This window comes from Bacillus sp. AFS023182, from assembly GCF_002560575.1.
In the GTDB taxonomy this organism is placed as follows: domain Bacteria; phylum Bacillota; class Bacilli; order Bacillales; family Bacillaceae_G; genus Bacillus_A; species Bacillus_A arachidis.
Map to the genome: position 1 here is coordinate 49465 of NZ_NTRO01000026.1, position 13758 is coordinate 63222.

Sequence of the window (13758 nt, forward strand, 5' to 3'; positions counted from 1 at the left end):
AAAAATAATTATCGTTTACTCCTTAAAATGGTAAAATCATATTTGGAGGTGTAATTATTAGAAAATTTAGTGTATTTTCGGTGGTCTTGATGTTTATAGGGCTATTATTATTCGGATTAAATTGGAAAATAGATGGCTATTCTGAACCGATTGTCCTTTTTAGTTTTATTTCTTTTTTAGTTGGAATTGCACTAAGTTTTATAGCAGTTGCTAAACGGGAAAAAGGAACATTAAAATTCATATCACTTATTTCTTTCTTCGTTGTGATGTTTTTAATTACTTGGTTTGAACCATTTCAGGTACTTCGAATTATTACTTGGCTAAAAAATGTTTCTTAACAGCGAAAAAGTCGAAAGTATAAAAACAGGAAATCCAAATATAAGGGTTTCCCTCTAATTTACTCAATTATCAACATTAAAATTTAACAGAGCCAATTTGAATAAAGACCGTTAGTTGATTAAAAAAGAGCTGCACGCCGTAGGAGGGGGATAATGTAAAACTAATTCATGGTCGCATTGTATTGAAAGGCGGTAGATTTATATACCATTTCGTCCTTTTGGAATAAATTTGTATTATAAGTTGCAAAAAGAATTGTTCACACAGGCTCGAAGGTGTTTTTTTAGATATATCATGTAATCATACATTTGTGATTCAGGAAATATTTTCTTATCTTTTATTAAGGACTTTATCGGAAATAACGAATGAGAATATTACTCATTGAACAAGAAAAATTTTGTTATGTATATTTTCTATCTTTATATTCTTATAGACTCTTAACATAATAGGAATAAACGGTTAGAAATATCAATTGTGAGGGGAGTGATAATTATGTAAACGGATTCAGACACACAAAAAAACAATATCACTTTTAGAAAGAAGGGACTGTATGTCTAGTAAAGATGTGTGGCGATGGTTGCTACCTAGATTTAGTAATGAAGTTTTGGCTCAAATATACGAAAAAACAGAAATTCCAGTTAATGGCGTCCGAAAAAATAAAATTCAGTCTATCGTTAATAAAGCTAATAAAACAAATAGAAATATGCTTATTTCAAACTTGCTTGACACAAAGTATTTACCAAAATTGATGTCCTGGTCCAAAGGAATTGCGCCAAGCCTACTAGATGGATTATCGTTGGTAGATAAAGAGGTAAACGAACTAGTAAATATTGCAGAGCACATTAATGCTGCTACGGTATTTGCAAAACTATTTTCTGAAGACCAAGAAAAAAAGGCAGTCCAATTGTATGCACTTTTAAAAGATGAACAGAGCGAATTATTAAATCTTCCGAATGAATCCATTACACTTAAATCAGAAAACACTGAATCGAACGATAAAAAACCGATGACAAAACAAAAACCAATTCCTAACGAAAAACCAAAAGAGGTAACGACGACCTCTAAAAAAGACCAAAAGAAGATACAACAACTCGAACAAAAGGTAGAAAACCTGACGAAGGAGTTGGAAAAACGTGATGAAAATCATAAGAAAAAAATAGATGATATAAAAGAAGGCAATAAGAAAACCACTGAAAAACTAAATGAAAAAAACCGATTGTATAACGAGTTATCGAAAGAAAATGAAACAATAACTAACGAGTATAAGGGGAAACAAGAAAAATGGAATAAAGAAAAAGCAGAGTACGAAGAAACAATAAAAGATTTGCAAGGTCAATTAAATCATTTACATGCAAAACAAATGAACGAGAAACAATTGCATGAGAAACAATTGCAAGAACTAACAAAGGAAGGTTCTGATAACAAAACAACGACTGAAATTAAAGCAACTTTGAATCAAACAAATAAAACTCGAATTCTTGTAATTGGAAAACCCGTATATACAAACCAATTTGATAATGAAAAAATCGAATTTAAATTTGTAGAGGCAGGTGCTGTCCATGATTATCAATTCCCACTCGACTGTGAATCTTATTGGGTTTTATCATACGAACTCGATAATAAAGACCAATTTCTATTGAATGCAAACGATTCGTATTCACAAATCGACAAAACTAAAATCAACATTTGTAAAAATTTCAATCAAGTAAAAGAGTTATTAAACCAAAATAACAGAATAAGAGAGAGGGTTTTGTAGCATGTACGGAGCAAAAAAATGGGATTTTGATATTGCAGGGATTTTAGCAAATGACGGAGAGGTTTCAACAGGAAGAAGTTCTGTTATTATCAATCGAAACGATAATTTACAATTTTATATACGAATCGTTTCTACGCCGCCTGAAAGTTTCCCTCGACAAATAAGAGATGTATGTTGTTATGCGGAGGAGTTAAATAATTGGGGTTTTTATGATGATATTACTAAAAGCGACTTCGACAGAAAGCAAGCGCTTCGCGATTTTTTGAATCGCTACATACTCTTTTTTAAAGTAGATTTAAAAAAACCAAGTGGAGGAATGGAGTATCATGTTGCAAGGGATGTAAGTATTGTTAAGAAGTCTGATTCTTTTGCCCCTGGTATATTTTTGGACCCGATTCCAATTTTTTCAGAAGAAACAACTGAGCGTACAAAAGAGGTATTTGAACAACAATTACAGGGTAAGAAATATATAGGAGACAATAAACAAATTCCTAAAGATGATGACGATACTCCAACTATGATTTTATGGAAACATCAACCAGACAAGCAAGAATATACACTATACGGTTCATTTGAAAAACATGATTACGCTCATGGTGGTTTTCGATTCTATACATCATCAAATCAAGTAAATTCCATCAATTTACAAACGGAATATGTCATGAATAGTTATGTGCATGAACAGGTTCTTTTTATGGAATCAAACCAATACGATGAATTGCAAGGTTTGCTTGAAGAACATGGAGAACCTATTGGTGGATTAGAAGCACCAGACGCTCCAAAAGAGCAATTAATAGATGAAGGACCTGTAGAGACTGTTACACCAGAAGAACACTCTATTGGATACAGAGAACATGAGTTTATGGAAGCATTTCAAAATGAATGCAAACGTTTAGGACTCTATTACGACACTAAAGATTTATATAATTTCCATACTGCAATGAAAACGGGAAGTCTTGTAATTTTAGCTGGTATGAGTGGTACTGGAAAATCAAAGCTTGTCCAATGTTATGCAAATGCTGTGAAACTAAACAAGGACCAAATGCTATTTGTACCGGTTCGTCCGTTTTGGCAAGATGATGCAGATGTAATTGGGTATTTAGATACATTACATAACGTATATCGCCCAGGAGATTCCGGCGTGATGAATATCTTAGCTCGTGCTAATGAATATGGTGAAGACTTGCATATCGTTTGCTTTGACGAAATGAATCTTGCACGCGTTGAACATTATTTCTCACAATTCTTATCGGTACTTGAGTTGGAAGAAAATAAACGAATCTTGCGTTTGTATAATGAAGAGTTTAGTGCAAGAATCTACAACCAAAATGTATTTCCACCTACTTTACGTATAGGAAGTAACGTGATTTTTGTAGGAACTGTAAATCTTGATGAATCTACATTCCAATTCTCTGATAAGGTATTAGACCGAGCAAATGTAATTACTTTAAACATGCAGCCATACTCCAATGTGCTACAAATGGAAGAACAGCGTAAACAAGAACCAATTATACCGAAGTCAGAGCCATTTACATTTGATGAATACGAAACATTCAAAAGAAAAGAACGTGAAATTTCATTACATGAAAATGAATCTAAGTTCCTCTGGGATTTGCACATTGAATTGCAAAATTGCAGTCGAAACTTGGGAATCGGATGGCGTATTATTCGTCAAATCAGCAATTTCCTAAATAACATTCCGCTAAACGCTCCTCTTAGTAGAGAAGAAGCTTTTGATATTCAGTTAGTACAACGTGTTCTAACAAAAGTCCGCGGGTCGGATGAACAATTTACTGAATTACTTGGTCAATATAATCCTGATACAAAGCAAGTAGAAAATAGTAAACTATTAGAATTATTATCTAATATGCCAGATTCATATGAATTTAAACAAACAAGAAAATTGATAGCGGAAAAAGCGAAGGAGTTACGTTTATATGGTCATACCGTTTAAAGTTATTTTTCGTCAAAATCCTAATCACCCAAGCGAAAAAGAAATACCTGTTACTAACTTCGTACAAGATGAAACGCTTTTGTATCGAATGGAAGATGAAAACGTACCCGAAGTCGTAGAAAACAAACATTTATTATTAGAATTTATTTGTGAGGATGAAACAGCCCGTCTTTATATGGATGGGTTGGATACCCTCCCAGAACGGGATTTAGAATTTGGGGAAGATGATATTGCATATATATCTTCTGAAATAAGTCCTGTATATCTATATAATAATGGTAAGGATTCAGACAATCGCGATGGATATTATCCACTGATTCCTGGACATTATCGTATCAAAGTAGTTGTAAAAAATGTATCTTACTATTCTTGGCTCAAGGTACAACCAAAACAAATCACAGAAGAACAATGGGTTTCAATGCGTGATGAAGTGGAAGAAACGTTGAATGGACTAGCACAAGACTTGGTAAGGAAAAATGCAAGTCTTGGAATTAATAGCTCCCTTCCTATTCCCATTCATATTCTTCGAAAGTTATATATCGTTAAAAGAGATTACTTGAAATGGATTAATTCTTTAAAAATGATTCAAACCGAACCTCGTATGCGGATTCGTAAGGAATATAATTTAGTGCCAGAAGGAAAAGCTGGAATTGTTGATGCTACTAGTATCCGCTATCGTTCTCGGCATCTAGAAAGTAGAGATTACGTTTACACACCTAAACATACTCGAAATCATAACTTATTAGAGAATCAATGGATTAAAAATATCGTGCGTTTTATCTCGCGAGAAATGAACGAATTATTGGAATATCTCCATAGTCATAAAGAAAAAATACAACGAGAGATTAAAGATGAACGACGTTTTCATCACGATGAACACATTAAAGTTCGATTGAACTCTAAAGTATTAGATGAATTGATAGAATATGAACGATTTGTTCGACGTGTGAGAAGTGAATGCTTGCTTGTATTAAAAGAAGATTGGATAGAAGAAGTAGAAGAGACACAAGTGTTGAGCATTCCTCATGTCTTGCATTTGGACTTAAGATACAGACAGTTATATCAACTGTATCGCTTGTTAAAAAATGAAGAGTTATCCATTACACTGGATACCAATTACGACTACTATTGGAAACGAACAGATTTATTGTATGAAATTTGGGGGTTTTTACAATTGATAGACGGATTACAAAAAGAAACTGTTGGCTTTGAAGTGGTAAAGGGTTGGATTTTTGATACCCATCCTAATTCAAAAACAATTACAGTTCCTTTTTTAGAACCAGGAACAGTAATTGAATTTAAGAAAGAGAATATTCGATTGCGTTTGGTTTATGATGAAAGATTACCATTCGATAAGGAAAAAACAGTTCTGGATAAACCGATTTATGCGAATGGAACGCATAATCGACCGGATGCTCGAATGGATATATACGAAGATAATGAATATATTGGAACAATTATGGTTGATTTTAAATACAGACCTGTACATGCCATATGGACTAATGCAAAGAGAAAAAAGAATGATGTTATGCGTCAGTTAATTTCTTATCGTGACAATATGGATTCTCCTTTCTTATATAAAAATGAATCCCCAGGTAACTGGCGTGTATTTAGAACGGTGCACGAAGTTTGGGCAGTTTATCCGAAGAATGAGGGTAATATACAGCCTAAAGACCCTATGGAAAGTAATCAAGTCCGTTTAATGGAATTAACACCATTAGAAGAAAAGAATGGTTTCCATCTTGGAATTGCAGAAGCAATCAAAAAAGTAGTAGATGTTTATCATGAGCTGTTTCACCAACGAGTGTAATATCAAGATGCATGATATAGTTAATGAAAAAAAGCACTTTTTTAAGTGCTTTTTTAACGTTTTGATTTTACATATCCATTTTCTTGCGCTTCTTTTTCTGTGCAAAACCAGACAATGTTATTCGTTGTTTTATTATAAAAATCCCCGTCAGGAACATGATAAATTTTGCTGTTTGCATTGCCTTTGATTTTTCCCTTGCAAACTACATTGCTTTCTTTATTATCGTTTGAATTGTTTTGAGAGGGGGGTAGAATTTGTTTTAGGATGATTAGAGTTTGTTGAAGAACTTGTATTGAAATCATTAGCAGCATAGTCTTCAATACTCCATATCCCAATTCCTTTTTTCTGTGCTTCTTTTTGAATTGCATAAAACTCATCGATGTGAGTTGTGTTTGGTGCATATACATAAGCAACCCTTGCTAATCCCTTTTTTAGTAACATCTTATTTATCATCTGACCATCTACATTACACATAAGCTAGTAAATTAAAAGACGCAGAGTGGTTTGATGAAGCGTTGGATGCCTTTTATAGAGATACATCAACTAACGGCACCAAAGTGACTGAAGCAATAGCGATGACAAGAGTAGGTGGGAAAGTTATCATTAAACCATAATATTTTGTTTTTGTCGCAGATGCTTTAATTACATGAGAAAAACTAAAGACTGAAAATACAGTGGTCTTTGGTTTTTCTTTTGATTAGACTATGTTTAAATAATAGTGTTGATTTTTTGTAAGAAATAAAGGACCTCTTTTAAAGGTCCATTTTTGTTTGTAAAAATTATATTAATTCAGCCTTTAAGAAGTCCCATCAACATATTAAAAAAAACATATGCTAAGCAAATTTATATACCATTTTGTCCTTTTGAAATAAATTTGCATTATAAGTTGTGAAAAATCTTGTTCCGACAAGCTCGAAGGCGTTTTTAAGATATACCATGTATTCATACATTTGTGTTCTGATGCCTATAATAAAGGGTTTCATATCGTTGTACACGAAAAAGCAGTGGCCTCTTTTAATGAGCAAGGACATGAGTTTGCAATTGGGCACTTTAAGTCTTGTTTACATGCTACAGTGGAGTGAAGAAAACTAAAAAATGAGAGTTATGTAAAAAAGACTTTTAAAAATAAAAGTCTTTTTTATATGTTCTATATGGATACAACTTGTTGTTGAATGAGCTTTTTAATAAATGGACTAATATTTTCTGGTAATTGATGCAAGCTGAAAAATTTAACTTCTAAAGATTCAATACCATCAGCTTGTAATACGCCACCTTTTATTTCTTTACACATATAAGCGATTGTGATGGGATAAAATTCATCACCGTTCGGTAATTTTACCAAAAACTCTTTTCCAGAAAAAACACTTACTAAATTAAGTTCTCCTATCTCAATGCCAGTTTCTTCGAAAACTTCACGTCTTCCTGCATCTTCTGCTGATTCACCTAATTCAATAAAACCACCAGGAACGCCCCAAATACCACTTTGTCTTTTCTGAAGTAAAATTTGTCCTTGCTCATTTAGAACAGCAACAGCAACCCCTGCTAAATTAAGTGGATGTGGACCTACAATTTTACGTAAATCTTCAATATACCCCATAGTGTTATCCTCCAAATGAAAATAGATTAGAAATTCCCAATTATGTATTCTATAGTGTATTACTGTATACCTTTCTACGATTTAACTTTTAGAGCTGTGACGAGACAATATACCTTTTAAATATTGAAATTTCACATACCATAATATATTTAGATTGAAAAATACATGATTAAAATATCAAACAAATAATTCGACCCTTTTTGACTAATTAATTTAATAAAGACAGAAAGAGATCATCGTTCATTGATATCTATAAGAAGGAATAGAAAATGCGTAATATATTTCAAAAGCTAGTAAATCGTCAAAATGGTGTTGCTCAGTTTGGACCTTGATATTTTCTCTAAACCAATGAACATGAATAGTTTTAAAGTGGATGTTCCAAAGGATTCTGATCAATATATTGTGCAAGCAGATTTACCAGGATTTCAAAAAGAAAACATTCAAGTCGATTTTGAAAGAGAGGTATTTGTGAATCAAGAAAGAATTGCGGCAGCATTTAAAGACGGTGTTCTTACTGTCTCATTACCTAAACTGAAGCTGATGTATTTAGCTTCTTTTTTTGTTTGTAGTATTTAGAAATTTCTTAATGTTATAATGATAATTGGTGATGAACATGAATTATGATGAAAAGGAAATGCGGCGGTTAGAAGCATTGAAAGAAATTGCGGAGTTGTTAAATGAGGCAACTGATTTACAGGAAATGTTAGAGGAAGTATTACATACATTATTACAAGTGATGAATCTACAAACAGGCTGGGTATTTTTTATTGATGAAAAAGGAACGCACCGTATGCTTGTTGATAGGAATTTGCCTCCAGCACTCACATGGAATGAAAAAAAACCGATGTGTGAAGGGGATTGTTGGTGCGTGAATCGATTCGTAAATGGACGTTTAGAAAAGGCAACAAATATCATTGAGTGTAAGCGAATTGAAGATGCCATTGAATATAATTGGGGAGAGACAGAAGAGATTACACATCATGCGACGATTCCTCTTCGTGCTGGTAGCGAGAAGTTCGGTTTACTTAATGTTGCTTCCCCACATAAAACGTATTTTTCAGAGGAAGAACTAGCCTTATTAGAAGCGATTGCATTCCAAATCGGAACAACAATACAACGAATTAAGTTAGTCGAGAAAGAGCGTAAATATGTAGTTGTAGCGGAGAGAAATCGACTTGCACGCGATTTACACGATTCGGTGAAACAATTGCTATTTTCCATAATGTTAACGGCTAGAGGTACTCTTGATATGACAAAGGATAAAGAATTGCAAGGTATGCTTAGTTATATGGGGGAATTATCACAAGAAGCGCTAGAAGAGATGACGTTATTAATTTGGCAATTACGACCAGAGGGATTAGAAAAAGGGCTGGCAGAAGCAGTGCAGAATTACGGAAAGTTATTAGGTATTCAAGTAACAATTCGAATTGATGGAGTTATTTCAATTGGTGATGAAATAGAAGAAGTGCTGTGGCGTATAAGTCAGGAAGCATTGCATAATTGTAAAAAACACGCTTCGTGTGAGAGAGTATCAGTTTACTTAAAAACAGAAAATAGTAAGTTGAACTTTCAAATTGAAGATGACGGCATTGGGTTTGTTAAAGAAAAAGTTAGAGATTCAGCGCTTGGTTTAAAAAGTATGAAAGAACGAATTGAACTATTGAAAGGAACATTTCGAATAAGAACGAAGCTAGGACAGGGAACAAAGATTGAGATTCAATTACCGGTTTGAAAGGGAGAAGTTCATTGAAAATTAAACTATTACTTGTAGAGGATCATCATATCGTTAGGAGAGGGCTTGTATTCTTCTTAAAAACGAAAGAGGAATTTGAAATAATAGGAGAAGCAGAGAATGGGGAAGAGGCGTTAGAGTTGATTCGAAAAGAAAGGCCAGATGTAGTATTAATGGATTTATCAATGCCAAAGATGGATGGGATTGAAGCGACAAAACGTTTGAAACAATATGACGCCACAATTAAAATACTTATGTTAAGTAGCTTCTCAGAGCAAGATTATGTTCTTCCGGCACTAGAAGCGGGCGCGGATGGCTATCAACTAAAAGAAGTACAGCCAGATCAACTGGTTGCTTCTATTATCGCTGTATATCAAGGAAATGCGAATCTTCATCCGAAAGTAACTCCTGCTTTGTTAGGAAGACCAGTAGTGAAAGAGGAAAAGCAGGATAGTTTATTTATGCTGACAAAAAGAGAAAGAGAAGTACTTTGTGAGATTGCGAAAGGAAGAAGTAATAAAGAAATAGCAGCAGAGCTTTATATTACAGAACAGACTGTAAAAACACATGTTTCAAATGTACTTGCGAAATTGCAGGTAGATGATCGGACGCAAGCTGCGTTGTATGCTGTGAAGCATGGGGTTGTATAGGAAGGACCTATTATGGGAGAAGAAGTTATATTACAAGCGTCTTCTCCAGTTATTGCAATGTCAATGTTCATGCGTTATCGTTCTCAAAAAGATGATACATTCCACGGAAAAGTTGTTTCAGCACTCCGAAATCAGTTTGGCGGACATGCTGTTGTAAAGAATGATTAATTGATATATCAAGAACTCATACAAAAGTATGAGTTCGTTTTTTAATTTTCATACTATTTTCTCAAAGCCTTTCCCTCTATTTGCTGATTTTCGCATAGAATATTCTGATATTATAGAGGTAGAACTTAAAACAAAGGAGAGAAACACACATGAAATTAGTCGTAATTAACGGAACACCACGTAAGTTTGGGAGAACTCGTGTCATTGCAAAATATATTGCAGAGCAATTTGCAGGGGAATTATATGATTTAGCAACAGAACAGTTGCCTTTATATAATGGGGAAGAATCACAACGAGAATTAGAAGCAGTAACGAAATTGAAAAAATTAGTAAAAGAAGCTGATGGTGTAATCCTTTGCACACCTGAGTATCATAATGCAATGAGCGGTGCGCTAAAAAACGCATTAGATTTCTTAAGCAGCAGTGAATTTGTCCATAAACCAGTTGCTCTATTGGCAGTTGCAGGCGGTGGAAAAGGCGGTATAAACGCACTTAATAGTATGCGTATTGTCGCGCGAGGCGTATATGCGAATGCAATTCCAAAGCAAGTTGTATTAGACGGTTTATACGTGCAAGATGGTGAGCTCAGTGAGGACGCAAAACCATTAATTCATGATCTTTTCAAAGAGTTAAAAGCATATATGAGCGTGTATAAAGAAGTGAAAAAGCAATTAGGGGTGGAATGATAAGCGTTTGCTTTGTTACGAATCTTAAGATGAGTTTTTAGGAGTTAATGGTCAATTGTCCATTGGCTCTTAGGTAAATATGAAAACGATACCATTAAAACTGGTTGCAGATTCATAATATAAACGAATGAGTAGTTTGCTAAATTTATCGTATTGATTGAAAACACGGTGGGGGAATGAGGATGATTACACATTTTTCAGAGTTGAAATTACAGACAGTATCTATTCAGGGGGTAGAACAAGTATATGCAAAATGTCTTGGAATTCCAATTTTATCAAAAACAAATAAACAAATAAGTTTTAAATTAACTCCATATGTTTCATTAGTTTTTGAAGAATCATATGAACCACTTTCTCCTGCTCATTTTGCTTTTCAAGTACCATTTTCAAAGTTCTATGAAACAGTAAAGTGGATTCAAGAATCAGGTTTGCTTATTGTAAGGTGGGAAGACGGTCATGAAATTGACGAAGAGGATGGTCGATTAAATTTATATTTTCGTGATGGAGATGGAAATCTTCTTGAAATTATTGCACATAAATATATTGAAGAAGATGTTTTAATTCCATACACACCTTTGAACATTTTGTACTTAAGAGAAGTAGGATGCCCAGTAAAAAGTGTGCCAGTATATAGAGAGTGGCTAAAATCCAATTTATTTATGAAAACATTTGAAGATGGTGAAATATTTAACTTTGTAGTTGGTGGTACGGCTCATGTTGTTGCAAGCTGGAAAGGAAGACCTTGGATTCCAATTGCAATGAAAGCTTTGCCGCCGAAAATGCATATTTCATTTGGGACGCCGAGTCTTGAGTTCATTCAAATGGTCCAGAAACATCTAAGAGGAAGCGATGTACCATTTCATTTTCATAATAATGAAATATCGTTTGTTCAAGAAGGATATTCTTTTTCTATACAATATACGCCTCATCTTAAAGCTGATATTCCTAAAAAGTTGAATTTACCACTTTCTATTTAAGTGGTATTTTTTGAGTTGTTATTATTGATGAGATTTTATAAGGGACTAACCTAAAAACAGGTATTTTGATGTGAGTTCAAAATACCTAATGCTTAATTATTACATTAATGATTCGGATACGTCTTTTTCAAAAAATTTATAGATTGTTTCATTAGCACTTTTAGCACATTAATATCAATGTCTGCTACTTTATTAATGTATACACACGATTTCCCAGATGTATGTTTTCCAAAGTCCTTTAATAGGTTTTCTCGCTCAGGATCACCAGTTGCGAAGTATAAACTAATCTTGGCTTTTCGGGGTGAAAAGCCTACTAATGGCGCATCCCCTTCATGACCAGATGCATATTTATAATGATATGTACCAAATCCAATTATACTTGGACCCCACATTTTTGCTGGATAACCAGTTGTTTCAGTAAATATATCTAATAACTGATATGCGTCTTCTCGTTTTTTTAGGCTGTCAACATTTTCAATAAACTCGATTACACTATTGTTGGTTTCTGTTGTTTTGAGTTTGTACATAAAAGAATCCCCCCTTTTTAGATATAGGTTTTATCGCATATTTCATTATAATACATAGTTTGAATCAAAGTTACAGAATCTCTTGTATTCTTAAAAGAAATAAAAACTTTTGAATAAAAATTTAATTTCTATTTTCATCAAAAAATAACACAAAATTATTTCATTTCATCTAACTTCTCTTTTTTTCTAAGTAAATCGGTTTTTGTTATATCTCTAGAAATAATAAATAAAAATGAGTTAACCAAGACTAAAATGACATCTATACAAATGACCCAAGAATCACTTTTTATAAAAGAATTAGTCATAACCAATATTAATAAGCTAATTCCTGAAATGAAACGTATTTTGTTTTGTCCTATTTTCAACATAAAACCATCTCCTTTTCACTATATTACAATATTCTTGTTGTATTTAATATATATCAAATTATAAACAGGTAATGAATGCATTAAATGTAACCTTTTATCCCGAATAAACGAGAAGGAATATCCTCACCTCAAGATGCAGAGAGAAACAAGGAAGTTGGGTGGAAGATCGACTACACGTAAAAGCCCGATTGGTTCAACTAACCAACAGTTGGGGATGAAGACCTCCCTACTGTTGGAAGTTTCACTTTATTTTGATACCCCAAAAATATTCTTGAAATAAGGAGAAACTTCCAATAAAACCATTGTATGACGAGAGAGAAAATACAAAATCTATAAAGGAACCATATAAAAAGAGGATGTGAAACAAAATGGGAAAAACAAAAGCGTTAGGATCAGCGAAACATAAAGGGAATCAAACTCAGTGCCATACATCTTCTAAAAAAGGGCGTAATGCTCAAAACGCAGGACAACGCAGTCACTAAAAAATACTTCTGTCTCCCTTTCTTTTTCTATATAATATAAAGAAAGGGAGTGTAAGCTTATATATGAACAAATGGATACTATTTATTATCTTATTATTTCCACCCTTATGCATTGTGTATATGACATATCGAATGAAAAAAGTTGCTTATGAAAAAGTAAGTGATAACGCTCCATATGTATTAATTTTAGGTGCAAAATTATTTGGGGATAAACCTTCTTTATCTCTTCAAAATCGGTTAGATGTAGCTTTAATGTATTTAAATTCTCATCCGGAAACAAAAGTAATTGTATCTGGAGGACAAGGTGAAGATGAGGATATTCCTGAGGCTCACAGCATGCGAAATTATTTAATACAACATGGAATTGAAGATGGACGTATTTTCATTGAAGATCGCTCGACAAGTACTTATGAAAATCTAAAGTTTAGCATGGAATTATATCATGTAACGCACGCGGTGGTTGTAAGTAATACATATCATCTATATCGAACAAAAATTATTGCTAAACGTTTAGGTATGCAAATGGAATCACTTGCAGCACCAACGCCAAAGCGCTCAAAGAAGAAAGCTTATATACGTGAGTATGCAGCAATTATTAAAACAACATTATTCGATCATTAGAGCTCAAGTAAGGGCTCTTTTTTCATGAATAAAAAGCGTATCATTTGAAAAGAAGATAAGATTCTATCAGAATGAAAGAAATGATAATAAGGGA

The 13758-nt window shown here is 33.4% G+C and carries 14 protein-coding genes and 3 pseudogenes; 12 read left to right on the forward strand and 5 right to left on the reverse strand.

Going from position 1 to position 13758, the window contains the following annotated elements:
- The first annotated feature begins 56 nt into the window (after window positions 1-56).
- The 4 genes from CN288_RS14155 to CN288_RS14170 all read left to right on the forward strand — a co-directional run bounded on the left by CN288_RS14155 (window position 57) and on the right by CN288_RS14170 (window position 5856).
- Window positions 57-338 carry a hypothetical protein gene (locus CN288_RS14155; protein ID WP_098302499.1) on the forward strand — a complete coding sequence of 94 codons (282 nt, stop codon included), beginning with the start codon at window positions 57-59 and terminating at the stop codon, window positions 336-338.
- 548 nt (window positions 339-886) lie between these two features.
- Window positions 887-2092 (forward strand): hypothetical protein, encoded by a 1206-nt coding sequence (locus CN288_RS14160; RefSeq protein ID WP_098302500.1) that lies wholly within the window; start codon window positions 887-889, stop codon window positions 2090-2092.
- 1 nt (window position 2093) lies between these two features.
- Window positions 2094-4046, forward strand: a complete 1953-nt coding sequence (locus tag CN288_RS14165) for an McrB family protein (RefSeq protein WP_098302501.1) — start codon at window positions 2094-2096, stop codon at window positions 4044-4046.
- Complete coding sequence (locus tag CN288_RS14170) at window positions 4030-5856, forward strand: nuclease domain-containing protein (RefSeq protein ID WP_098302502.1); 1827 nt, start codon at window positions 4030-4032, stop codon at window positions 5854-5856. The genes CN288_RS14165 and CN288_RS14170 overlap by 17 nt, the downstream gene beginning before the upstream one ends.
- Before the next feature lie 53 nt (window positions 5857-5909).
- Here the strand turns inward: CN288_RS14170 and CN288_RS30215 are convergent, their stop codons facing one another.
- Both CN288_RS30215 and CN288_RS30035 read right to left on the reverse strand, forming a co-directional pair.
- On the reverse strand, window positions 5910-6167 hold the full coding sequence (locus CN288_RS30215) for a sunset domain-containing protein (RefSeq protein ID WP_441296558.1): 258 nt from the start codon (window positions 6165-6167) through the stop codon (window positions 5910-5912).
- Window positions 6076-6297 carry a thermonuclease family protein gene (locus tag CN288_RS30035; RefSeq protein ID WP_369680624.1) on the reverse strand — a complete coding sequence of 74 codons (222 nt, stop codon included), beginning with the start codon at window positions 6295-6297 and terminating at the stop codon, window positions 6076-6078. Before CN288_RS30035 ends, CN288_RS30215 begins: the two co-directional genes overlap by 92 nt.
- A 503-nt stretch (window positions 6298-6800) precedes the next feature.
- Here CN288_RS30035 and CN288_RS14180 point away from each other — a divergent pair.
- A pseudogene (locus CN288_RS14180) lies at window positions 6801-6938 on the forward strand (isochorismatase family protein); the annotation flags it as partial.
- 65 nt (window positions 6939-7003) lie between these two features.
- On the opposite strand, the gene CN288_RS14185 reads toward CN288_RS14180, so the two are convergent.
- Window positions 7004-7453 (reverse strand): NUDIX hydrolase, encoded by a 450-nt coding sequence (locus CN288_RS14185; RefSeq protein ID WP_098302504.1) that lies wholly within the window; start codon window positions 7451-7453, stop codon window positions 7004-7006.
- 269 nt (window positions 7454-7722) lie between these two features.
- On the opposite strand from CN288_RS14185, the pseudogene CN288_RS14190 reads away from it, so the two are divergent.
- From CN288_RS14190 to CN288_RS14215, 6 genes and pseudogenes are all read left to right on the forward strand, one after another.
- Window positions 7723-8029 (forward strand): annotated as a pseudogene (locus tag CN288_RS14190) (hypothetical protein).
- Window positions 8030-8066: 37 nt separating this feature from the next.
- On the forward strand, window positions 8067-9185 hold the full coding sequence (locus CN288_RS14195) for a GAF domain-containing sensor histidine kinase (RefSeq protein ID WP_026594312.1): 1119 nt from the start codon (window positions 8067-8069) through the stop codon (window positions 9183-9185).
- Window positions 9186-9199: 14 nt separating this feature from the next.
- Window positions 9200-9835, forward strand: coding sequence for a response regulator (locus CN288_RS14200; RefSeq protein ID WP_026594313.1), 636 nt, complete (start codon window positions 9200-9202; stop codon window positions 9833-9835).
- A gap of 30 nt (window positions 9836-9865) precedes the next feature.
- Window positions 9866-10003 (forward strand): annotated as a pseudogene (locus CN288_RS14205) (phosphogluconate dehydrogenase (NAD(+)-dependent, decarboxylating)); the annotation flags it as partial.
- Between the two features lie 149 nt (window positions 10004-10152).
- The gene (locus CN288_RS14210) at window positions 10153-10689 is read left to right on the forward strand and encodes an NADPH-dependent FMN reductase (RefSeq protein WP_026594314.1); all 537 of its coding nucleotides are present in this window, start codon (window positions 10153-10155) and stop codon (window positions 10687-10689) included.
- A 182-nt stretch (window positions 10690-10871) separates the two neighbouring features.
- Window positions 10872-11666 (forward strand): VOC family protein, encoded by a 795-nt coding sequence (locus CN288_RS14215; RefSeq protein WP_026594315.1) that lies wholly within the window; start codon window positions 10872-10874, stop codon window positions 11664-11666.
- A 104-nt stretch (window positions 11667-11770) separates the two neighbouring features.
- Here the strand turns inward: CN288_RS14215 and CN288_RS14220 are convergent, their stop codons facing one another.
- The gene (locus CN288_RS14220; protein ID WP_026594316.1) at window positions 11771-12193 is read right to left on the reverse strand and encodes a DUF1801 domain-containing protein; all 423 of its coding nucleotides are present in this window, start codon (window positions 12191-12193) and stop codon (window positions 11771-11773) included.
- Window positions 12194-12348: 155 nt separating this feature from the next.
- Window positions 12349-12561: a hypothetical protein gene (locus tag CN288_RS14225; RefSeq protein WP_026594317.1), complete on the reverse strand. Its 213-nt coding sequence runs from the start codon at window positions 12559-12561 to the stop codon at window positions 12349-12351.
- A gap of 545 nt (window positions 12562-13106) precedes the next feature.
- Here CN288_RS14225 and CN288_RS14230 point away from each other — a divergent pair.
- Window positions 13107-13664: a YdcF family protein gene (locus CN288_RS14230; RefSeq protein ID WP_098302505.1), complete on the forward strand. Its 558-nt coding sequence runs from the start codon at window positions 13107-13109 to the stop codon at window positions 13662-13664.
- The last annotated feature ends 94 nt before the right edge of the window (window positions 13665-13758 follow it).